Raw genomic sequence first — 19,494 nt, 5'->3', positions numbered from 1 at the left:
CCTGTGAGCCCGGGTTCAGGAGGTGAGAGACCGCATGATCCACATATACCGCACGGTTGAGGCAGCACCGGCTCTCCGGACGGAGGAGACCGGGCGGTTCGAGCCCGGTTCATGGGTCTGCATGATCAATCCGTCGGGGGAGGAGATCGAGGAGGTCGCGACAAGACTCTCCGTCCCGGGGGATTACCTCCGTGCGGCACTCGACGAGGAGGAGCGTCCGCGGACCGAGACCGAGGACGGCGTCACCCTGATCGTCATCGATATCCCGATGCCGTACCCCGAGCAGACGATCCTCTACACGACGATGCCGCTCGGGATCATCGTTACGCCCGATACCATCGTCACCGTCTGCCTCCGCGAGAACGCGATCGTCCAGGATTTCACGAACGGCCGGGTGAAACACTTCTACACCTTCAAAAAGACCCGGTTCGTACTGCAGATCCTTTTTTTAAACGCATCCTACTTCCTCCAGTACCTGCGCCAGATCGAGCGGGTATCCGACCGGATCGGGGCCGAACTGAACCAGTCGATGCGGAACCGGGAACTGATCCAGCTGATGAACCTCAAAAAAAGCCTGGTCTACTTCTCGACGTCGCTTCGAAGCAACCAGATCGTCCTCGATAAGACCCTGACGTTCCAGCCGCTCCGGATGTACGCGGACGATACCGACCTCCTCGAGGACGTCATCATCGAGAACAAGCAGGCGATCGAGATGGCGAACACCTACTCGACGATCCTCACCGAGACAATGGACGCCTTCGCCTCGATCATATCGAACAACTTCAACAACATCTTGAAACTCCTCACCTCGATAACCATCATCCTCGCTATCCCCACGATGATCGCAAGTTTCCTCGGGATGAACGTCCCCGTTCCCCTTGAGGATCACCCCTACGGATTCGTCATCATCATCATCCTCTCCCTGATCGTCTCCTCCCTCCTCGCGGTGGCCATCAACCGGAAAGGGTGGCTGTAACACTCTCCCGGGGCAAAACCCCGGCTCCGGCCTTCCGGCAGACCATAAGGTTTATCTCCAAATCCTACATTATTGATCATGTCAAATTATACATGATAGATCATGTATAATCTGGGGCGGCCACACGGGAGGAGGCGCCCGGAGAAACCACGCTCCCGGCGGGGGCCGGCACAGGTTGCCGGCGACCGCATGTACAGCAACACGACCACGGGCCGACCGATCGGAAAATGACGGACCCGAAATGAGCCGCTTTTGCACTGTGTCGAACCCGCACGGGAATCGACCGGGGCAATCCGGCATGATTAATCATGTAGAAGAGTGGGAAGATGGCAGAGACATTTGCCGTGAAACTGGAGGAGAAAAGCTACCTCCCCGACCCCCGGTGTAAGGCGACCGCCTGGACACCGGATTACACCCGGGCGTACCAGGAATTCGTGCGCGACCCGGAGGCCTTCTGGGACCGGATCGCCCGGGAACTGGTCTGGTTCAAGCCGTGGGATCGAGTCAGGGAATGGAACTACCCCTACGCGAAGTGGTTCGTCAATGCGCACCTGAACATCACTTACAACTGCCTGGACCGTCATGTCGCCGGCGACCGGAAGGATAAGCCGGCGATCGTCTGGCGCGGCGAGCAGGGAGAGGAGCGGGTCCTGTCCTACGACGGCCTCTACCGCGAGGTGATGCGGTTTGCAAACAGTCTCGCGAGCCTCGGTGTCGGGAAGGGCGACCGGGTCTGCATCTACATGCCGCTCGTCCCCGAGCAGGTCATCGCGATGCTCGCCTGTGCGCGGATCGGGGCAGTCCACTCGGTCGTCTTCGGTGGGTTCGGGCCCGATGCGCTTGCCATGCGGATCAACGACGCGGAGGCAAAAGTCCTCATCACCGCAGACGCCGGCTACCGTCGTGGAAAAGCCATCCCCCTCCTGGGGATCGCGAGGGAAGCGCTCACGCACGCCCCGTGCGTCGAGCGGGTCGTCGTCCTCCGGCGCGAAACCCCGGCCGTCGACCTCGATCCCGCCCGGGAGGTCGACTACGGCGACCTCATGGTCCACGCCGCCCCGGAATGCCCCGCGGAGACGATGGATGCCGAGGACCCGCTCTTCATCCTGTATACGAGCGGCTCGACCGGCGCACCGAAAGGCATCGTGCATACCTGCGGCGGCTACATGGTCGGGACCTACTACACCACCCGCCACGTCTTCGACATCAAGGAGAACGACGTCTACTGGTGCACCGCCGACACCGGCTGGATCACCGGCCACAGTTACATCGTCTACGGCCCGCTCGCGGTCGGCACGACCGTCGTCCTCGTCGAGGGGACGCCGGACTACCCGGACCCGGGCGCCTACTGGCAGCTGATCCGGGACCTCGGGGTGACGATCTTCTACACCGCCCCGACCGCCATCCGGATGTTCATGCGCTACGGCGACGGGTGGCCGGCGAAGTACGACCTCTCAACGCTCCGGGTGCTCGGCTCGGTCGGCGAACCGCTCAACCCCGAGGCATTCGAGTGGTACTACCGCGCGATCGGCGGCGGGCGGTGCCCGATCGTGGATACCTGGTGGCAGACCGAGACCGGGATGCAGATGGTGACGACGATGATCGGCGAGGCGATGAAGCCGGGGTTTGCCGGAAAGCCCATCCCCGGCGCCGTCGTGGACGTGGTCGACAGAGCGGGCAACCCGGTCCCGCCCGGCACCGGCGGGTTCCTGGTCATCAAGGAACCCTGGCCCGCGATGCTCCGGACGGTCCACGGCAACGACGAGCGCTACCGCGCCTACTGGAACACCATCCCGGGATGCTACACCGCAGGCGATCTCGCGGTGAAGGATCAGGACGGCTACATCATGGTCATCGGGCGGGCCGACGACCTGATCGTCGTCTCCGGGCACAACATCGGGACCGCGGAGGTCGAGAGTGCGCTCGTCTCCCACGACGCGGTGGCTGAGGCGGCCGTCATCGGGAAGCCCGATCCCCTGAAGGGGAACGTCATCAAGGCCTTCGTCACCCTCCGCATGGGTGCGGACCCCGGCGACGGCCTCTCCGACGAACTCGCCCGCCATGTCAGGAAAAGCCTCGGGCCCGTCGCGGTGCCGGCCGAGATCGAGTACATGGATAGGCTCCCGAAGACCCGGAGCGGCAAGATCATGCGCCGGGTCTTAAAGGCCCGGGAGCTCGGCATGGACCCGGGGGACATCTCCACTCTGGAGGAGTAACCCTCCTCTTCTTTCGTGAGGGAACATCATGTCCGACACACCGAAGGTCTTCGGCATGCCTGCCGAGAAGGGGCGCTGGGGGCTCGTCGCCCTCGGCCTCGTCATCAACCTCTGCCTCGGGAGCATCTACTCATGGAGCGTCTTCGTCGCGCCGCTTGCGGCGCACTTCACCGCGGCGCTCGGTCGGGAGGTGACGGCGGGAGAGGTCCTCCTCCCGTTCTCGGTCTTCCTCGCCTTCTTCGCGATAGCGATGCCGCTCGCCGGGAAGTATATCGAGCGCTACGGCCCGCGGAGGGTGACGATCGTCGGCGGGATCCTCACCGGCCTCGGGTGGCTCCTCGCCTCGACGGCGACGTCGGTCGAGGCCCTCTACGTCGTCTACGGCGTCATCGGCGGCCTCGGGGTCGGGATCGCCTACGGGGCGCCGGTCGCCGTGGCAGCCCGGTGGTTCCCGGACCGGCGGGGGCTCGCGGTGGGGCTCGCCCTCCTCGGGTTCGGCTTCTCGGCGTTTGTCACCGCAAACGCTGCAGGTGCCCTGATCGCCGCCTACGGGGTGATGACGACGTTTCAGGTCTTCGGGGTGACGCTCATCGCCGTGCTGGTCATCTCGGCCCTGCCGCTCCGGTTCCCGCCGCAGGGCTGGCGGCCGGCGGGATGGACGGCGCCCGCGCCCGGGGTCGGCACGACGCCGGTCTGCGAGTGCGACCGCAGTGCAATGCTCCGGACGGGGACGTTCTACGGCCTTTTCGCCTGCTACTTCGTCGGATGCCTCGCGGGGCTGATGGCGATATCGATCGCAAAACCGGTCGGGACCGAGCTCGCCGGAGTCGACGCGGGGCTCGCGACGCTCCTCGTCGGGTTCTTCGCCGTCTTCAACGGTGCAGGGAGGCCGGCGTTCGGCGGTCTCGCCGACCGGATATCCCCCCGCACCACGGCGATGCTGACGTTTGCGCTGATCGCGGCGGCATCGGTCCTGATGTGGCTCGCGCCGGGGGCACCGGCCTACATCCTCTCGTTCGCCGTCCTCTGGGGATGCCTCGGGGGCTGGCTCGCCATCGCTCCGGCGGCGACGGCGTCCTACTTCGGGACGTGCGACTACCCGCGGTGCTACGGGGTCGTCTTCCTCGCCTACGGCGCCGGCGCCATCGTCGGGCCGCAGCTCGCGGGATTCATCCGGACGGCGACCGGGACCTACCTCGGGGTCTTCCCGTGGGTCGCGGCCCTCGCCGCTGTGGGGTTCGTCGTCGCCTGGCTCCTGATGCGGCCGCCGGCGGGGGTTCCGGCGAGAGAGGCCGTGTCGGCGACGGCGACGGAGGAATGAAGGCGAGAACTTACCCCTTCTCCGTGAGCCCGAGCCGCCGGAGCACTCCCGCGGCCGCGGCCATCCCGCCGTCCAGGTAGACGGCGCCGACGAGCGCCTCCAGGCACTCGGCGAGGACCCGGCCGGAGGTCCAGACCCGCTGGGCGGCCTCCCCTTTTCCCCAGCGGACGTAGTCGGCGAGGTCGAGGTCTTCCGCGAGCCCTCTGAGCCGGGTCATATTCACCAGGTTCATCTTTCTGTTGGTTATCGCGCCCTTGTCGTGCGCTCCGCCCGCAACAACCGCTTCCACGACGACCACGTTGATGACCGCATCGCCGAGGGTGGCAAGAGCGTCCATGTGGGTCTCGGGGGGGAGACCCGCCTCCAGGGTGTACGCGAGGCGGGTGAGTGCCCGCGTAAGAAGTGCGCGGTCATTGAAGGTGTAGCCGATCCGCTCCTCGATCAAGCCCGGATTCTTGCGGCCGGCGCCGGCGTCGCTCATGGGTAGAGGGACGTTACTCCACGACTTCGGCCTTCTCGATCCGGACGGGGACCTTCGGCTTATCGGAAGAGCTCGTCTTCACCTTCGCGATCCTGTCGATGATGTCCATCCCCTCAACCACCTCGCCAAAGACCGGGTGGGCGCTCGGCGTCTTGGGGTTGTCCCAGTCGAGGAAGTCGTTGTTCACCAGATTGATGAAGAACTGGCTGCCGCCGCTGTTCGGGCGGCCGGTGTTCGCCATGGCGATCGTCCCGCGGGTGTTCGAATGACCCTTCACGAACTCGTCGGTGATGGTGTATCCCGGGCCGCCCGTCCCGGTGCCGGTCGGGTCGCCGCCCTGGATCATGAATCCCGCGATCACCCTATGAAAGATCGTGCCGTCGTAGAACCCGGATTTCGCCAGTTTTGCAAAGTTGCCCGCGGTCACCGGCATGTCGTCGTAGAGGCGAATCGTGATAGCTCCCATGGTCGTGTGGAGCACGACCTTTGTTCCGTTCTTCTGGTCTGTCATAAGAAAATCTCCGTAAGGTATTGTCCGCCGTTGCTACTTATATGATATGCGGGGGTATGCCCCCTCACGCACCGGTCTCCTCCCCCGGCGGCGCCGGTTCCGGTCCCCTCTCACGCGGGACGAGGTTCTGCAGGCCAAAGGGGCCTTCTCCCGGTCCATGGGGACCCCTGGCATCGGACCCCGCATGAGGGCTGCGGGCCCCGGACGCATCTAACCGGTAAACAATTTAACTTTAACAAAGCATTTGAGTAAAAGTGTTTTATACTCGCGGCCACAATGTATCCTCATGTACTCCGGAGTGAACGCCTCCCGTGATGAGCCGGTCTTCATCATCACCGGCGGGCAGGGCCAGTGCAAGACGACGTTTCTGCACCTGGTCCTCGGGCTCACCGTCGGGCTGCACGTCCGGGTCAGGGGCGTGCTCGCTCCCGGGCATATGCGGGACGGCCGCAGATCGGGGTTCACCCTCGTCGACCTTGCCACCGGCGGGCACGAGGAGCTCTCTTCGATCGATCCCGATCCCCGGTGCGAGGTCCACGGTCGATTCTACTTTCGGCCGGAAGGGCTCGCGTTCGGCCGCCGGGCGCTCGCGCCGCCGGATCCTTACAGGACCGATCTGATGGTCGTCGACGAGGTGGGAAGGTTCGAGCTCCAGGGCGCGGTCTGGGCGGAGCAACTCGACCGGCTGCTCACGCACCCGCACCCGCCGATGGTCTGGACCGTCCGGCGCCGGCTCCTCGATACGGTCGTCGAACGCTGGAAGATCACGAACCCGGTCGTTGTGGACGTCGGGACCGCGAGCGTGATGGCGACGGCAGGCGATGTGATGGACGCCGTCTGGGAGTGGCGGGAGGCGCAGGCAATCTCCACGACGCCAACGGTCCCGTTTATGGATTATATCGCCGGCGATCCCCCCCTGCTCGCGGGGGCGGCCGCCGGAGCACCCCCGGCAATCCTCAGACGATGCTACGGCCCGGAAGGGTGAGCCCGGATCGCCCCGCTGAGCCGCTCGATCTCATCGAAGCGCGGCTCCGCCACGCCTTCACTCCAGTTCAAGCGCTTTTGCGGCCGCCCGCCCGATCAGTTCCGGCGGGATAACTCTGTACTCCTCGCCGCTGTAGCGGAGCATCCGGCACTCCGTCTCCCCCCCGCAGTCTTCGCAGGATGTGCAGGAGCAGGACGCGGCGGTCACCTCGACCCCCTCGAGAAGGTCCTCGACCGGGACCCCGTTGAAGAGGAGGCTCTCCGATCCCGCGGGGGCATCATCGGGGAGGACGGTTTCCTCCATCCGCACGCCGACCCCCTCCATCTCGAGGAGCATGCTGATCTCTGCGAGGACCGCTTTGAGCGTCATCCCGGTCTCCTCAAACTCTTCGCGGGTCTTCTCGATCTCGCTTCCGATGTGTTTCCATTCGATGACGAGTTCCTTCTTCATGGTGTACCTCCTCCATTGGCACCGACGGGACATGTCACTGTCGCCTCCCCGCCATACCACCGGTCCCGCAGTCGGAGGGCAACGTTCACGAGCGATATCAGCACCGGCACTTCAAGGAGCGGGCCGATGACCGTGGCGAACGCCACACCCGAGCCGATCCCGAAGACCCCGATGGCGACGGCGATGGCGAGTTCGAAGTTGTTGCTTGCCGCAGTAAACGAGAGCGCGGTAGACCGGCCGTAGTCGACGCCGACCTTCCAGGACATCCAGAACGAGAAGAAGAACATCACAAGGAAGTAGATCGTGAGCGGAATGGCGATCCGGACGACATCTAAGGGGAGGGCGACGATGTTTGCCCCCTGGGTCGAGAACATCACGACGATCGTAAAGAGCAGGGCGACAAGGGTGATCGGCGATATCCTCGGGATGAACTGCTCCTGGTACCACGCCTTCGATCGTGCCCGGATGAGCGTAAACCGGGTCAGAAGCCCGGCGATGAACGGTATGCCGAGGTAGACGAAGACCGTCACGGCGACGCCCGCGATCGTGATCGGCACCGCCGTCCCGGCCCCGATCCCGAGGAGCGGCGGGAGGACGGTGATGAAGACGTAAGCGTAGAGGGCATAGAAGAGGACCTGGAAGACGGAGTTTAAGCCCACGATCGCGGCGCAGTACTCGCAATCGCCGCAGGCAAGGTCGTTCCAGACGATCACCATCGCGATGCACCGGGCGAGGCCCACGAGGATCAGGCCGTACATGAACTCAGGCCGGTCGAAGAGGAAGACTGCCGCGAGGAGGAACATCAGGACCGGGCCGACGACCCAGTTCTGGACGAGGGAGAGGCCGAGTACCCGGGTGTCCCGGAAGACCCGGCCAAGCTCCTCGTAGCGGACCTTCGCGAGCGGCGGGTACAGCATCAGGATCAGCCCGACCGCGATAGGGATCGATGTCGTCCCGACCGCGAAGCCGGTGATCGCTGCAGGCACCGCGGGGAAAAGATAGCCGACGGCGACGCCGGCGACCATGGCGAGGACGATCCAGGCTGTCAGGTAGCGGTCGAGGAACGAGAGCCGCGAGCCGGCGGCCTGTGAGTGGATCTGGTCGACGGTGCCCATCACCGGTCACCTCGAGCAGCCGCAGCCGCCGGGGCGCCGGTCGGCCCGAAACTCCCTCGCCGGCGCGGCGGCATACACCGCCCCGGCACCGGGTAGGATATACTTATGCTCGCGCGCCCGACGGACCTGCCGCAGGGCGTCCGCGGCACGGCAGAGTATGTTCGGATCCATTCTTTCACCTCATAACGTGGTCAGATCACGCTGAGCACCTGGAAGAGTATGCCGGCGAGGACGGCGACCGTGAGGATCGTCGCCACGAAGGCGGCGACCAGCCGCCGCTCGAAGATCGCCGAGAGAAGCGTCACCTCCGGGATGCTCGCCCCCGCGCCGCCGATGATCAGGGCCATCACGGCGCCGATCCCCATACCCTTCTCGAGGAGGACAGCGCTCACCGGGATGAGCGTCTCCGCCCGGATGTACATCGGCACCCCGATCACCGCCGCCACCGGGATGGCGAGCGGGTTATCCGGTCCCGCGAGGGAGACGATCAGGTCTTCGGGAATGAACCCGTAGATGAACGCCCCGATCCCCGCGCCGAGGAGAAGGTAGGGGAAGACCTGCCGAAAGAGGCTGACCGCGAAGGAGAACGCTCCCCGTATGCGGACTGTGTGGCCCGCGGCGCAGTCACAGGGCTCCGGCCGCCCTTCGACCATCACGTCCCTGACGTAGCGCTCGTAGCCGAGCCGGCCGAGGAGCCAGCCTATGACCACGGCGGCGGCAAACGTGACGGCGGCATATATCGCGGTCGGGACGACCCCGACGAGCGCGACGAGGAGGGCGAGGATCACCGGGTTCAAGAGCGGCGACGCAAACAGAAACGACATGCAGACCCCGAACGGTATCCCGATATCGAGGAGGCCGAGGAGGATGGGAATGGTCGAGCAGGAGCAGAAGGGGGTGAGCGCCCCGAACCCGGCAGAAAGGACATTCCCGACACCCTCCCGCCTCCCGGCAAGCACGCGGCGTATCCGCTCTTCAGGGATGTAGGCCTGGAGCAGCCCGACGAGGAACGTGATCCCGACAAAGAGGAGGATCAGTTCGGCGGTTATCACGACGAAGAACTGCCCGGCGGTGATGAGCGTCGAGAGAACATCCATGGGGCCCGCTCCCGGATAGGTGCGTTACTCCTCCTTCGTCTCGGGCTCTTCCTTCTTCGCCTTCGGGACGATCTTCGTCCCACAACAGCCGCCGCCACCGCAGCCACAGCCGGAAGAGAAGAGGTTCTTTATCCGTGATCCGATCTTTGCTTCGCCTTTTTTCTCATTCTCGCCTGTCATGGTCTTCACGTCCGCCCCGGCGGGTTCGCCGGAGTGTTTCAACCTGGTTTGAACTACTGTTGGTCGTATAGGTTATGAATATTTCTGTTTCAATAAAAGTTGAATCTATACGGCATGGCAGATGGGCGCCGCCGGGAGCGACTCGCACCCGGTAGCATCCGGCCTCACGCGAGCAGCATTGCCGCAAGAAGGTATATCCCGATCCCGATAAAGAGCACCCCCACAATGCGTCGCATCCAGTACTCGAACCTCTCCGCCGCCTTCATCGCGCTCCCCACCTTCGCGATCCCGGTCACCATGATCAGCGAGAACGCGATCACCGGCAGAGCGGTCGCGACGGCAAAGACCGCCGGCACCCCGAGCGGGTCAGAGGTCCGGAGCGCCAGCGGGACCAGCATCGCAAAGAAGAGCACCGCCGAGAACGGGCAGAAAGTCAGTGCGAAGAGCACGCCGAGGATGAAACTTCCCGCGAGCCCCTGATCGGCGACCCGCTCCTTGAACGCGGCAAATCGCCTGCTGCCGCCCTGAAAGGAGGGAAGCGGGACGAGATCGAGTATCACGACCCCGATCACGATCAGCAACGGGCCGACGAGCACCTCGCTCCAGGTCTGGAGGAAGAGCGAGATCCCCTGGACGGAGAGCCCGAGGGTCACAATCGCTGCGGCGATGCCGACGTAGACGACCACCCTTCCCGCGCTGTAGAGCACCCCGGCGAGGAGGGTCTGCCCCGGGCTGCCGATCCGGCGGGAGAGGTAGCCGATCGCGGCGATGTTCGTCGCGAGCGGGCAGGGCGAGAGGGCCATCATCAACCCGATGAAGGACGCGGCGACGAGGGGAACACTGCTCGTCCCCATCGTCTCCATGAACCCCATCAGGCTCATTGCGAGAAGTCCCCGGCGAGACGCATCCCGATCAGCGTCTTGAGATACTGCATGTAGCCGGGTTTGTCGTTGAGTTTGTACCAGACCCGGGTATCCTCTTCTTTGTAGAATCCGCCCTGGTCGTCGTAGGTGCCGATCCAGAGCGACGAGCCGGTCGCGCCGTAGCGCTCGACGATCTCCTTCTTCTCCGGGTCGGCGACGTCGACGTGATCGAAGATCACCTTCCCGGAGCCGAGTTCACCGGGGAAGTGTGTCTTCACCGTCTCTTCGGCGTAGTCGCCGAGCACCACGCAGGAATAACACTGGTTCGGTGCGGTGAAGTGGATGACTTCGACGTTCGTGACGGTGCCGTTGAGCGGCGAGACGGTGGCGGCATCCGCTCCGCCGGGTTCTGTCATGCATCCTGCAAAGAGGGTGGCAAAGGCCAGGAGAACCGACAGCGCAACTAACGGCAGGACCTTTCGTCCGGTTATGCTGCAGGCAAGCCCCCGGCGCACGCGCGGGGCCTCAGGACTGCATGGTTGTTTTGTTTTCATCAGGGACGCTCCTGTCGCTGGATTGACTGTTGCAATTTAGTTTGAAATGATTCTGTGTTCTTGTACAGGTTGATATATACGCTTTCTCCAGTGATGCTTCATCACTGCATTCCCCTGCCGAAGATATCGACGTCTCTCCACTGCGTGTCGGGGACAAAACGCGGTTCACCGCCGGATCGCCTCCAGCACGGCGGCTGAAAGGCGCTCGATCTCATCGAACCGGGGTTCGGCCATCCCGTTCTTCTCGATGCCGCAGTCAGTTGCGACAAGGTGCAGGTGCGGCTCGACCCCGAGCGCCTGGAGCTTCTTCTGCCCGCAACAGTCGGCGCACCCGTCCAGCACCAGGACACGATCCGCGTGCCGGACCGCAGCCTCCAGCGACGCCGTCGGTCGGGTGGCCGCGATACAGGCCTCGACCGCCCCGCAGGAGCAGTGGAGGAGCATCGCCCCGGTCTGGGCCGTCAGTTTCCCGGTGTTCGATATCCCCGAACAGGCGATGACGGTGAATGCCGTTCAGACCCCCCCGAACGTCGCATCAATCCAGCCCGTAATCTCGTCGCGGATGCGCCGGACGCCCGCCATGATCTCCTCGTCGGTGCCGGTGAGTCTCGACGGGTCGGGGAACTCCTGATGGATCTCCTCCTTCGCCCAGGGGAAGAAGGGGCAGAGCCCTCCTTCGCAGACGGCGACGAGAAGGTCCATCTCCTGCTCGTCGAACTCACCGAGATCCTTTGAGCGGTGGCCGGAGATGTCGATCCCGATCTCGGCCATCGCGCGGATGGCATGGGGGTTCAGGGTTCCCGGCGCGGTGCCGGCGGAGAAAGCCTGGTAGCGGTCGCCGTAGCGGGTGTTCAGGTAGCCTTCCGCCATCTGCGAGCGGGCGGAATTATGGGTGCAGACGAAGAGCACTCTCTTCTTCATGGTATCACTCCAGCCCGAGTGCCCTGAGTGCCGCCCGGGCGATCAGCTCCGGCGGGATCGACTCGTAACGCTCGCCGTTATACTCGACCGCACGGCACGCTGCATCGTCCTGCCCGGTGATGCAGGCGCAGGAAGCGCAGGGCGTGGTGGTCACCTCCATCCCTTCGATCAGGTCCTCGAGCGGCACGCCGTTGAAGAGGATGCTGTTCGACTCTCCGATCTCCTCGTTCGTGAGAATCGTCTCGACGACCCGGACCGCGACGCCCCCTTCCTCGAGGATGGGGCGTATCTCTTCGATGACGTCCATCACCGCCCGTCCGGTCTCGCCGCACCGCTCGCAGGTGTTCTCGACGTCTCTTCCGATATGCCGCCATTCAACGACGAGGGTGTCCGTCGATCCCCCGCAACCGCAATCGGTACCGCAGCCGCATCCACCGGAGACCTCAGCCCTCTGCTCCTGCTTCTCTCTCCCCCGTCCCTCCCAGGCGGCGGAGACGACCGTCTCGATGTCCTCTTCGGAGAGGTCGAGGCTCCCGCCTTTCTCGATCCCGAGGTCCGTGACCACGATCTCCTGGTCGGGCGTGATGCCGGCCTTCTCAGCGATCTGGCGGGCGCAGCCGACCGGGCAGCCGTCGATGACGATCACCTTGTCCGCTGCCTCGACCTTCTTCTTGATCGAGGGTGTAGAGACGGCGAGGGAGGCCGTGCAGGCGATATTCCCGTATCCTTCCTTCGTTAACTGAACAGCGGCCTCATTCGAGAGCTGTCCGGCCTTCGATGCGCCGGCGCAGGCGAAGATGATCCGTTTCGTGCCGCCTTCCGTCTCTATCCCGGATTCACAGGCGCACCGGGGTATGTTCTGTTCCGTCATGGTTTACTTCTCTCCCAGCAGTATCTGTTTGATATCCTCGACACAGGGGACGTGGCCGACGACCTTGGCCTCGCCGTCGACGTAGAGCGCCGGCGTCAGCATCACCCCCCGATCGATCATCGCATCGAGATCTTCGATCTTGTGGACGTCCGCATCGATCTTGAGGTCTCTGACCGCGATCTCGACATTCTTCAGCATCCGCCTGCACTTGACGCAGCCGGTCCCGAATACCTCTATCAGCACCATTTTTCCTCCACGGGGGCGAAAGGCATCTCACCCCTGCAGGATCTCCTTGATCTCTTTCACGTCCGCCACCCGGCCGGAGACTTTGAGTTCCCCGTCGACGGCGAGCGCCGGCGTCAGCATCACGCCGCGGTCCATGATCTCGGTGATGTCGTCGACCTTGACGAGTTCGGCCTCGATGCCGAGGTCTTTGATCGCTGCCTCCACGTTCTTCGTGAGCCGCTTGCACTTGGCGCAGCCGGTTCCGAGCACTTCAACCTTCATCGTTTCTTCACCTCGTTCTGATACGCTAAAAGGAGCGCCTCCCGGTAGAGCGGTTCCGCCTCCTTCGGGATGTAGTTGTAGATCTTCACCTGTCTCACCAGTTCATCGCCGATAGCGGTTTCCCCGGCAAGACCGCGATCGATGACGTCGTCCAGGACGTCGTCGAGCATCGCGAGCCCGACGACGACACCCCCGACCTCGATCCGGCGGATGCGTCGCAGGGCTTCGGCGGCGCAGCAGGGCTTCTCTCTCTTCTCCGTCTTCATAGACCCTCTCCTAGATAAGCAGCATCCCGTTCCCGTAGACGAACCCGGCAACGGTCGCGAAAACGACCACCAGTGCCACGTAGGCCGCCGTCTTCTTCGCCCCGACGATCCGGTAAATGACGAGGACCGAGGGGAGGCTGACCGTCGGGCCGGCGAGCAGGAGGGCGAGCGCCGGTCCTGCAGCCATGTGCCCGGTGGTGTAGCCGAAGGTCGTGCCGATGATCGGGACCTCGAGCAGCGTCGGCATGTAGAGAATCATCCCGACGACTGCCGCAAGGAAGTTCGCCGCGAGCGAGTTGTCCCCGAAGTAGGGCTGGAAGGTCTCCGGCGGGAGGAAGAAGGCGATGATCCCGACGAGAAACGTCCCCCCGATCAGGATGGGAAAGATCTTCTTCGTCAGGTCCCAGGTCTCGAGCCCCCAGTCGGTCACCTCGTCGCGGTCGTAATAGTAGATGAGCAGGACGGCGATGGCGAGGGTCAGGACGTAGACGATGCCGAGCCGGAGCGTCCAGTCGAGCGGCGAGGCGCCGAAGACCAGCACCCCTACGAGGAGGGCGAAGAAGGCGGGCGTAACCCAGCGCGGCTTCTCCTCCTCGCACGCCCCGGCGACGCTCGGCGCCATCGCCTTCTTCTTGAGCGTCTCGACGTCGGTGGACCGGAAGATCAGCGCCATGGCAAGCCCGATGACGATGGCGAGCACAACCGCAGAGACCGCCCGTGCTATCCCGAGGTCGAACCCGAGGACCCACGCGGTGTAGATGACCGCGAGGATGTTGATGGCGGGCCCTGCGAAGAGAAACGTCGTTGCCGGACCGATCCCGCTCCCTTTCTTGAGGATGCCCGCGAATATCGGGAGGATGGTGCAGCTGCAGACCGCAAGGATCGTCCCCGAGACCGATGCGATCCCGTAGGAGATCGGCTTCGGCGTGTCCGGGCTGAAGTATCTCAGGATAGCGTCTTTTTTGACGAAGGCCGTGATGGCGCCGGCGATGAAGAACGCCGGGACCAGGCAGGTGAGGACGTGCGCCGAGAGGTAGTCGAGCACGGAGGCAAGCCCCGATGAGAGGGCGCTGATGAGTATGTCGATCATGAGTCTACCTCGCAGAGGGTCCGGGATCTGCAAATTCAAATTATTTTGAAGTAATGTGTGCGGGGTCGGGCATAAAGGTTATGAAACCCGGTGCCGGGTGCGGCAGGACAACCCTGCCGAGCTCTCTGCTTGACTCATCGGGGGCGATTTGTGACCGTACTGCTTCCGGTTCCCGCGCGAGAGGACATGTGTCCGGGGTGGAATGCGCGGGTGATAAAGGACATGACAGCCCGGAAAAGGTATATGTCGCCTCGTTTCATACCAGTGTGAAAAGGACGGGAATATCGTGGAAGAGAAGAGAGAGTGCCGGGAAGAGACGCTGCCCCTCCCCCCGGAGGTCGAGGAGTCGCTCTGCCGGTGCGGGGGCATCGCGGGGCTGACGGGGAGGCTGCCGGGAGACGAACACCTCAAAAGAGAGAGCGCTCTTTTTCGCGCACTCGCCGACCCCCTCCGTCTCAAGATCCTCGCGATGCTTGCCGTCCAGCCGCTCTGCGTCTGCGTCATCAAGGCGGTGCTCGGGATAGCGGACTCGAAGCTCTCCTACCACCTCTCCGTCCTGAAGAAGGCGGGACTGATCGCCGGCGAGGCGCAGGGAAACTGGATCATCTACCGGCTGACCGCCGATGGCACTGCCTGGACAAGACAGGTGACAGGCGACGCCGGGAGTCGTAAAAAAGGGTGAATCCCGGGTCCTATACCCCGAGACCCTCTAAGAACATCCGGTGCAGGCGCAGGTCTCCTCCAAGCTCCGGGTGGAAGGCGAACGCCATGTGCCGGCCGCTCCTGACCGCCACGATCCCTTCCGGGATGCGGGCGAGCACCTCAACGCCGGGTCCGACCTCGGTCGCCACCGGGGCCCGGATGAAGATCGCCCGGAAAGGGTCCGCGAGGCCCGCGACATTGAGAAACGCCTCGCGGGAGTCGACCTGGCGCCCGAAGGCGTTCCTCGCCACGTGCATCGGGATGAGGGAGAGGGGCCGCACCCGGGCATCGTCCACCCGGTCCGCCGCGAGGACCATCCCCGCGCAGGTGGCGAATACTCCGCCCGCGAACTCCGCGAGCGGCTCATGGAGCCCGTTTTTCCCGATCAGCCGGGAGATGGTGGTGGACTCACCGCCCGGTATCGCGAGGGCATCGAGCCCCGCGAGGTCGCGCGCCTGCCGGACCGGGACGACCGAGGAGCCCGGCCTGTCCGCGAGAGCACCGCGGAACGCCGCGATGTGTTCGGCAACGTCGCCCTGGAGCGCGAGAACACCGACCTTAACGCCCACGGGTCTGCAACACCTCTTCTTCCCGAAGAAGATGGACATCGAGGCCCTTCATCGCCTCGCCGAGACCCTTGCTCACCTCGGCGATGACCTTCGGCTCATCGTAGTGGTTCACCGCCTCCACGATCGCCCGGGCGGTCTCCTCGGGATTTGAGGACTTGAAGATCCCCGACCCGACGAAGACCCCGTCGGCCCCGAGCTGCATCATCAGCGCCGCGTCGGCGGGCGTCGCGATGCCGCCGGCGGAGAAGTTCACGACGGGAAGGCGGCCGAGGTTTGCGCACTCGATGACGAGTTCCACGGGCGCCTCGATCTCGCGGGCCCGGTCGACGAGCTCCTGGCTGTCCATCCCTTTCAGCGCCCGGATCCCGCCCATGATCGCCCGCATGTGGCGGACCGCCTCCACGACGTTGCCGGTGCCGGCCTCGCCCTTCGTCCGGATCATCGCCGCCCCCTCGTTCACCCGGCGCAGCGCCTCCCCGAGGTTCCGGGCGCCGCAGACGAACGGGACACCAAACCTGGTCTTATCGATATGGAACTGCTCGTCCGCCGGGGTCAGCACCTCGCTCTCGTCGACCATGTCCACGCCGAGCGCTTCCAGGATCTGCGCCTCGACGAAGTGGCCGATCCGGGCCTTCCCCATCACCGGGATGGAGACCGCATCGATGATCTCGACGATCTTCTGCGGGTCGGCCATACGGGCCACGCCTCCGGCCGCTCTGATATCGGCAGGGACCCTCTCAAGCGCCATGACGGCGACGGCACCGGCCTCCTCGGCGAGCTGCGCCTGCTCTGCGTTGACCACGTCCATGATGACGCCGCCCTTCTGCATCGACGCAAAGCCGCGCTTGATCAGCTCGGTGCCAAATCTCAGTTCCTCGAGTTTCATTATTCTTATGTATAGCTCATGAACCCCAATAAAAATAGTGCGGCGATCTCGGCGAGGGCGAAGATGATCGTCGCCGCCCGGACCGCATGGACGATCCCGGCGCCCGCCTCGGCAAGCGTCCGTTCAGGGTCCCCGATCGTGTAGAAACCGGGCTTCTCGAGCCGGATCCCGACGCCGCCGGCGATGACGGCCATCGGGATCCCGCCGTTGAACCCCGGGCGCTTCTTTCTATCCCGGCGGAGCACCGCCCAGGCCGGGGCGAACCGGCCCTTCGCCGCAAAGTAGGCGAGGAGGATGAAGCCGGTGAGCCGGGCCGGGATGAAGTTTGCGACGTCGTCGGCGCGTGCCGGGAACCAGCCGATCCGGAGCCGCTCGTCCCGGTAGCCGAGCATCGCGTCCAGGGTGTTGACCGCCCGGAAGACCGCGGCCCCGGCGAGGCCGAAGACCCCGAAGTAGAAGAGCGGGGAGACGATGCTGTCCACCAGGTTCTCGGTCATCGACTCGTAGGCGGCCGAGAGGACGTGCTCGCGCTCGAGGCGCGCCGTATCCCTGCTCACCATCATCCCGACCGCTGAGCGGCCCGCATCGATGCCGCCGTCCTCGAGCGCCCGGACCACGGCGGCGGCATGCTCCTCGAGCGCCCGCCAGGCGAGACAGGTCTTGAGCAGGAATGGCGCGAGGAGGAGGTAGAGGTACCAGGGGGCCGCGAACTGGACGAGAACGAAGGGGACGGCAAAGAGCGATGCGGTCAGAACGGTTCCGGCGACTCCGGCCGCCCGCTGGATGCGGACCGGGTAGCGGCCCGGAACCCCCCACCATCCGATGAACCTGCCGAGGACCGCCACCGGGTGATACCGTGAGTGCGGGTCGCCGATCAGCCGGTCCACCAGCAGCGACGCGGCGACTACGACCGCTGCCGCAGCCATGCGAGGATGACCCCGATGAGCAACGCCCCAAACGCAGCGGCGTTTAAGAGATCAACCCGGTAGGCCAGCCACAGCCCGTAGAGCACCAGGGCGGCGGCGACGAGGGCGAGGGCCGGGATGGAAGACTGCCACCGGAACGAGGCCCGGTGGGCGGCCGTTTTCGGAGGGACCTCGACCGGCCCGGGCTCCGGTGCCGCCCGCTCCCTGACGACGACCCGGAACTCCGCCTTTTTAGCGCCGTATCCGGCGATGACCTCGACGTTGAAGACCCCCGGGTAGGCATTCTCCCGGATGGGGATCCGGAACTCCTCGATTCTGTTCACGTAGAGGTTCTCGTGGAAAAAGTCGGTGAAGGTCGAGGAGTTCGGTGAGGCGAGGGTGATGTGGAGCGGCGAGCCGTGGTTAACGATATGGAGGGCAAGGTCGCTCCCCGGCGTCGCCTCGACCTCGTCCGGAACCTCGATGGAGTTAATCCCCCGGCGGTTGAGAAATATCTCCGACATCGGCCAGCTCAGTCCTCACAGGCGGTCTGCGGGAGGAGATTCGGGATGCCCTCGCTGATAGGGTAGTCGACGCTGCACGCCGCGCACCGGAGGGTGCCTTCCAGCACCTCCTCACCGCTCTCTTCGGTCACGGTCAGCGAAAGTTCGCCCTTGCAGACCGGGCAGCAGAGTATCTCCATCAGGTTCCTTCTCATCGTTCTCCCCGCAGATCGATGATCTGGGACATCTCGGGACCCGTCGAGATCAGGGTGACGGGTTTGCCGATGTCTCTTTCGGCCTGTGCGATGAAGTCCTTCGCCTTCCGGGTCAGCCGGTCGTAGTCTGTCGCGCCGAAACAGGCCGGGTCGATCCGGTCGATGCCGGTGATCGCCGCCTGGGTGCATCCGTTGATCATCGCCGAGTAACGGGCCATCTTCCCGTCCCAGGTGCCGATGCGGCGCTGGCGATGGGTGACGGTGCCGAACTCTTCGATCCCGAGTTCGTGCGACCGCTCCGCCGACATCTCGGTGGAGAAGGGACCCTCGCCGACCCGGGTCGGGTAGGCCTTGAAGACGACGATGACATCGTCGATCCGGGTCGGGCCGACGCCGTTGTCGGCGGCGATCTGCGAGGCGGAGGTATCTTTGCTCGTCACGAACGGATAGGTCCCGAAGTAGAGCGAGATCCCGAAGCCCTGGGTCCCCTCGAGGAGGACCACCTCATCCCGGTCCAGGGCGCCATTGACGTCCTGCGCCACGTCGGTGATGAACCCCGCAAGCTCCGGGACGTCTTTCGCCTGCCGGGACGTCCGGAGGACGCGATCCGCGTTGGCCGGGCCGCACCCGGTTCCGGTGCTCCCGATCTTATCCCTGAGGTGCTCGCTCGCCCTGTCCCGGGCGATATGATCCTCTTCGATGATGCCGCACCGCCCGTCGACAAAGATCCTGCCCCGGACGCCGAGCAGGTCGACTTCCCGCAGGAAGACCCTGGGGTCGACGAGCACGCCGCTCCCGACCATGAGGGCCGCTTCCGGGTAGACGAACCCCGAGGGGACCATCCTGACACCGTACTCTTTCTCTCCGATACAGACGGTATGCCCGGCGTTCGGGCCGACGCCGCCCCGGGAGATGATGGATGGTCTGTCCTGGTGAGCGATGTGGGCTACGATCTTTCCTTTTCCCTCGTCACCAAAGAACCCGCCGACGATAATAGTACAACTCATTGTTCTATCAAGTAGGATAGAGCGATACTGGGTGATAAACGTTACAATGTGATGCCGGGAGAGCAGTCACCCCGCTTAAAGGCAACAGGGTTCCGGCAGCCCCCGCACCGCTCGCTCAACGCCGTTTTGCGCCCGCAGGAGGGAGCGCTGGCGGGATCGCCCGGGGCGCGGGCAACAGAGGGCATCCCGCGTGGTCGGCCACATCTCCCGGCAGGCGCGGACTCCCGGGCAGGTGTCTCCGGGGTTGCACTTCGATATTCCCGTCTATTCCACGTTTTCGCGGACAGCGGTCATCATATATCA

27 protein-coding genes are annotated in these 19,494 nt (G+C 64.6%); 5 read left to right on the top strand and 22 right to left on the bottom strand.

Annotated elements, in window-relative coordinates; translation table 11 throughout:
- Positions 1-34 precede the first annotated feature (34 nt).
- The 3 genes from DIC75_RS02195 to DIC75_RS02185 all read left to right on the top strand — a co-directional run bounded on the left by DIC75_RS02195 (position 35) and on the right by DIC75_RS02185 (position 4,513).
- Positions 35-976, top strand: coding sequence for a magnesium transporter CorA family protein (locus DIC75_RS02195; RefSeq protein WP_250986378.1), 942 nt, complete (start codon positions 35-37; stop codon positions 974-976).
- Positions 977-1,302: 326 nt separating this feature from the next.
- Entirely contained in the window at positions 1,303-3,192 is a 1,890-nt protein-coding gene (gene acs, locus DIC75_RS02190) for an acetate--CoA ligase (RefSeq protein ID WP_250986377.1), read from the top strand.
- A gap of 28 nt (positions 3,193-3,220) precedes the next feature.
- Entirely contained in the window at positions 3,221-4,513 is a 1,293-nt protein-coding gene (locus DIC75_RS02185) for an L-lactate MFS transporter (RefSeq protein ID WP_250986376.1), read from the top strand.
- Positions 4,514-4,523: 10 nt separating this feature from the next.
- Here DIC75_RS02185 and DIC75_RS02180 read toward each other — a convergent pair whose 3' ends face one another.
- Together DIC75_RS02180 and DIC75_RS02175 are read right to left on the bottom strand one after the other, a co-directional pair.
- Positions 4,524-4,994: a ribonuclease III domain-containing protein gene (locus DIC75_RS02180; protein WP_250986375.1), complete on the bottom strand. Its 471-nt coding sequence runs from the start codon at positions 4,992-4,994 to the stop codon at positions 4,524-4,526.
- 13 nt (positions 4,995-5,007) lie between these two features.
- Complete coding sequence (locus tag DIC75_RS02175) at positions 5,008-5,505, bottom strand: peptidylprolyl isomerase (RefSeq protein ID WP_250986374.1); 498 nt, start codon at positions 5,503-5,505, stop codon at positions 5,008-5,010.
- Positions 5,506-5,791: 286 nt separating this feature from the next.
- Between DIC75_RS02175 and DIC75_RS02170 the strand changes: the two genes are divergently transcribed.
- Positions 5,792-6,490, top strand: coding sequence for a nucleoside-triphosphatase (locus tag DIC75_RS02170; protein WP_250986373.1), 699 nt, complete (start codon positions 5,792-5,794; stop codon positions 6,488-6,490).
- A gap of 57 nt (positions 6,491-6,547) precedes the next feature.
- Here DIC75_RS02170 and DIC75_RS02165 read toward each other — a convergent pair whose 3' ends face one another.
- From DIC75_RS02165 to DIC75_RS02100, 14 genes are all read right to left on the bottom strand, one after another.
- A complete protein-coding gene (locus tag DIC75_RS02165) occupies positions 6,548-6,940 on the bottom strand; it encodes a DUF2703 domain-containing protein (protein ID WP_250986372.1) in 393 nt (130 codons plus the stop codon).
- A complete protein-coding gene (arsB, locus tag DIC75_RS02160; protein WP_250986371.1) occupies positions 6,937-8,055 on the bottom strand; it encodes an ACR3 family arsenite efflux transporter in 1,119 nt (372 codons plus the stop codon). Before arsB ends, DIC75_RS02165 begins: the two co-directional genes overlap by 4 nt.
- Before the next feature lie 6 nt (positions 8,056-8,061).
- Positions 8,062-8,226, bottom strand: a complete 165-nt coding sequence (locus tag DIC75_RS02155) for a hypothetical protein (protein WP_250986370.1) — start codon at positions 8,224-8,226, stop codon at positions 8,062-8,064.
- Positions 8,227-8,246: 20 nt separating this feature from the next.
- The gene (locus DIC75_RS02150) at positions 8,247-9,152 is read right to left on the bottom strand and encodes a permease (RefSeq protein ID WP_250986369.1); all 906 of its coding nucleotides are present in this window, start codon (positions 9,150-9,152) and stop codon (positions 8,247-8,249) included.
- Positions 9,153-9,176: 24 nt separating this feature from the next.
- Complete coding sequence (locus DIC75_RS02145; protein WP_250986968.1) at positions 9,177-9,341, bottom strand: hypothetical protein; 165 nt, start codon at positions 9,339-9,341, stop codon at positions 9,177-9,179.
- A 155-nt stretch (positions 9,342-9,496) separates the two neighbouring features.
- Entirely contained in the window at positions 9,497-10,213 is a 717-nt protein-coding gene (locus DIC75_RS02140) for an aromatic aminobenezylarsenical efflux permease ArsG family transporter (RefSeq protein ID WP_250986368.1), read from the bottom strand.
- On the bottom strand, positions 10,210-10,611 hold the full coding sequence (locus DIC75_RS02135; protein WP_250986367.1) for a nitrophenyl compound nitroreductase subunit ArsF family protein: 402 nt from the start codon (positions 10,609-10,611) through the stop codon (positions 10,210-10,212). Before DIC75_RS02135 ends, DIC75_RS02140 begins: the two co-directional genes overlap by 4 nt.
- 303 nt (positions 10,612-10,914) lie before the next feature.
- Positions 10,915-11,247, bottom strand: coding sequence for a putative zinc-binding protein (locus DIC75_RS02130; RefSeq protein WP_352151545.1), 333 nt, complete (start codon positions 11,245-11,247; stop codon positions 10,915-10,917).
- 15 nt (positions 11,248-11,262) lie between these two features.
- On the bottom strand, positions 11,263-11,670 hold the full coding sequence (locus tag DIC75_RS02125) for an arsenate reductase ArsC (RefSeq protein WP_250986365.1): 408 nt from the start codon (positions 11,668-11,670) through the stop codon (positions 11,263-11,265).
- A gap of 4 nt (positions 11,671-11,674) precedes the next feature.
- Positions 11,675-12,541 (bottom strand): putative zinc-binding protein, encoded by an 867-nt coding sequence (locus DIC75_RS02120; protein ID WP_250986364.1) that lies wholly within the window; start codon positions 12,539-12,541, stop codon positions 11,675-11,677.
- A gap of 3 nt (positions 12,542-12,544) precedes the next feature.
- Complete coding sequence (locus DIC75_RS02115; protein ID WP_250986363.1) at positions 12,545-12,787, bottom strand: thioredoxin family protein; 243 nt, start codon at positions 12,785-12,787, stop codon at positions 12,545-12,547.
- A gap of 27 nt (positions 12,788-12,814) precedes the next feature.
- A complete protein-coding gene (locus tag DIC75_RS02110) occupies positions 12,815-13,048 on the bottom strand; it encodes a thioredoxin family protein (RefSeq protein ID WP_250986362.1) in 234 nt (77 codons plus the stop codon).
- Positions 13,045-13,314: a hypothetical protein gene (locus DIC75_RS02105; RefSeq protein ID WP_250986361.1), complete on the bottom strand. Its 270-nt coding sequence runs from the start codon at positions 13,312-13,314 to the stop codon at positions 13,045-13,047. Before DIC75_RS02105 ends, DIC75_RS02110 begins: the two co-directional genes overlap by 4 nt.
- A gap of 10 nt (positions 13,315-13,324) precedes the next feature.
- Complete coding sequence (locus DIC75_RS02100; protein WP_250986360.1) at positions 13,325-14,404, bottom strand: permease; 1,080 nt, start codon at positions 14,402-14,404, stop codon at positions 13,325-13,327.
- Between the two features lie 286 nt (positions 14,405-14,690).
- Here DIC75_RS02100 and DIC75_RS02095 point away from each other — a divergent pair, with 286 nt between their 5' ends.
- Positions 14,691-15,086 carry an ArsR/SmtB family transcription factor gene (locus tag DIC75_RS02095; protein WP_250986359.1) on the top strand — a complete coding sequence of 132 codons (396 nt, stop codon included), beginning with the start codon at positions 14,691-14,693 and terminating at the stop codon, positions 15,084-15,086.
- Between the two features lie 10 nt (positions 15,087-15,096).
- On the opposite strand, the gene pdxT is transcribed toward DIC75_RS02095, so the two are convergent.
- From pdxT to DIC75_RS02065, 6 genes are read right to left on the bottom strand one after another with little or no spacing between them, the layout of a single operon-like run.
- Positions 15,097-15,675 carry a pyridoxal 5'-phosphate synthase glutaminase subunit PdxT gene (gene pdxT / locus DIC75_RS02090; protein ID WP_250986358.1) on the bottom strand — a complete coding sequence of 193 codons (579 nt, stop codon included), beginning with the start codon at positions 15,673-15,675 and terminating at the stop codon, positions 15,097-15,099.
- On the bottom strand, positions 15,665-16,561 hold the full coding sequence (gene pdxS, locus DIC75_RS02085) for a pyridoxal 5'-phosphate synthase lyase subunit PdxS (RefSeq protein ID WP_250986357.1): 897 nt from the start codon (positions 16,559-16,561) through the stop codon (positions 15,665-15,667). Before pdxS ends, pdxT begins: the two co-directional genes overlap by 11 nt.
- 5 nt (positions 16,562-16,566) lie before the next feature.
- Positions 16,567-17,487, bottom strand: coding sequence for an adenosylcobinamide-phosphate synthase CbiB (gene cbiB / locus DIC75_RS02080; RefSeq protein ID WP_250986356.1), 921 nt, complete (start codon positions 17,485-17,487; stop codon positions 16,567-16,569).
- On the bottom strand, positions 17,466-17,990 hold the full coding sequence (locus DIC75_RS02075; protein ID WP_250986355.1) for a DUF7524 family protein: 525 nt from the start codon (positions 17,988-17,990) through the stop codon (positions 17,466-17,468). Before DIC75_RS02075 ends, cbiB begins: the two co-directional genes overlap by 22 nt.
- Before the next feature lie 8 nt (positions 17,991-17,998).
- Positions 17,999-18,184, bottom strand: coding sequence for a methytransferase partner Trm112 (locus DIC75_RS02070; protein ID WP_250986354.1), 186 nt, complete (start codon positions 18,182-18,184; stop codon positions 17,999-18,001).
- Positions 18,181-19,191: an adenylosuccinate synthetase gene (locus tag DIC75_RS02065; RefSeq protein WP_250986353.1), complete on the bottom strand. Its 1,011-nt coding sequence runs from the start codon at positions 19,189-19,191 to the stop codon at positions 18,181-18,183. Before DIC75_RS02065 ends, DIC75_RS02070 begins: the two co-directional genes overlap by 4 nt.
- Positions 19,192-19,494: the final 303 nt, after the last annotated feature.

It is taken from the genome of Methanoculleus oceani (genome assembly GCF_023702065.1).
GTDB classification, from domain to species: Archaea; Halobacteriota; Methanomicrobia; order Methanomicrobiales; family Methanoculleaceae; genus Methanoculleus; species Methanoculleus oceani.
The sequence above is the reverse complement of the archived record's forward strand: the minus strand, read 5'-3'. Positions and strand labels throughout refer to the sequence as shown.

Coding starts and splice junctions, on each gene's coding strand:
- DIC75_RS02185 (WP_250986376.1), top strand. CDS start 3,221: ATGTCCGACACACCGAAGGTCTTCGGCATGCCTGCCGAGAAGGGGCGC.
- DIC75_RS02070 (WP_250986354.1), bottom strand. CDS start 18,184: ATGAGAAGGAACCTGATGGAGATACTCTGCTGCCCGGTCTGCAAGGGC.
- DIC75_RS02100 (WP_250986360.1), bottom strand. CDS start 14,404: ATGATCGACATACTCATCAGCGCCCTCTCATCGGGGCTTGCCTCCGTG.
- DIC75_RS02150 (WP_250986369.1), bottom strand. CDS start 9,152: ATGGATGTTCTCTCGACGCTCATCACCGCCGGGCAGTTCTTCGTCGTG.
- DIC75_RS02170 (WP_250986373.1), top strand. CDS start 5,792: ATGTACTCCGGAGTGAACGCCTCCCGTGATGAGCCGGTCTTCATCATC.
- DIC75_RS02075 (WP_250986355.1), bottom strand. CDS start 17,990: ATGTCGGAGATATTTCTCAACCGCCGGGGGATTAACTCCATCGAGGTT.
- DIC75_RS02135 (WP_250986367.1), bottom strand. CDS start 10,611: ATGACAGAACCCGGCGGAGCGGATGCCGCCACCGTCTCGCCGCTCAAC.
- DIC75_RS02165 (WP_250986372.1), bottom strand. CDS start 6,940: ATGAAGAAGGAACTCGTCATCGAATGGAAACACATCGGAAGCGAGATC.
- DIC75_RS02105 (WP_250986361.1), bottom strand. CDS start 13,314: ATGAAGACGGAGAAGAGAGAGAAGCCCTGCTGCGCCGCCGAAGCCCTG.
- DIC75_RS02140 (WP_250986368.1), bottom strand. CDS start 10,213: ATGAGCCTGATGGGGTTCATGGAGACGATGGGGACGAGCAGTGTTCCC.
- DIC75_RS02125 (WP_250986365.1), bottom strand. CDS start 11,670: ATGAAGAAGAGAGTGCTCTTCGTCTGCACCCATAATTCCGCCCGCTCG.
- DIC75_RS02155 (WP_250986370.1), bottom strand. CDS start 8,226: ATGGATCCGAACATACTCTGCCGTGCCGCGGACGCCCTGCGGCAGGTC.
- DIC75_RS02175 (WP_250986374.1), bottom strand. CDS start 5,505: ATGACAGACCAGAAGAACGGAACAAAGGTCGTGCTCCACACGACCATG.
- cbiB (WP_250986356.1), bottom strand. CDS start 17,487: ATGGCTGCGGCAGCGGTCGTAGTCGCCGCGTCGCTGCTGGTGGACCGG.
- DIC75_RS02120 (WP_250986364.1), bottom strand. CDS start 12,541: ATGACGGAACAGAACATACCCCGGTGCGCCTGTGAATCCGGGATAGAG.
- DIC75_RS02110 (WP_250986362.1), bottom strand. CDS start 13,048: ATGAAGGTTGAAGTGCTCGGAACCGGCTGCGCCAAGTGCAAGCGGCTC.
- DIC75_RS02195 (WP_250986378.1), top strand. CDS start 35: ATGATCCACATATACCGCACGGTTGAGGCAGCACCGGCTCTCCGGACG.
- acs (WP_250986377.1), top strand. CDS start 1,303: ATGGCAGAGACATTTGCCGTGAAACTGGAGGAGAAAAGCTACCTCCCC.
- arsB (WP_250986371.1), bottom strand. CDS start 8,055: ATGGGCACCGTCGACCAGATCCACTCACAGGCCGCCGGCTCGCGGCTC.
- DIC75_RS02065 (WP_250986353.1), bottom strand. CDS start 19,191: ATGAGTTGTACTATTATCGTCGGCGGGTTCTTTGGTGACGAGGGAAAA.
- DIC75_RS02180 (WP_250986375.1), bottom strand. CDS start 4,994: ATGAGCGACGCCGGCGCCGGCCGCAAGAATCCGGGCTTGATCGAGGAG.
- pdxS (WP_250986357.1), bottom strand. CDS start 16,561: ATGAAACTCGAGGAACTGAGATTTGGCACCGAGCTGATCAAGCGCGGC.
- DIC75_RS02115 (WP_250986363.1), bottom strand. CDS start 12,787: ATGGTGCTGATAGAGGTATTCGGGACCGGCTGCGTCAAGTGCAGGCGG.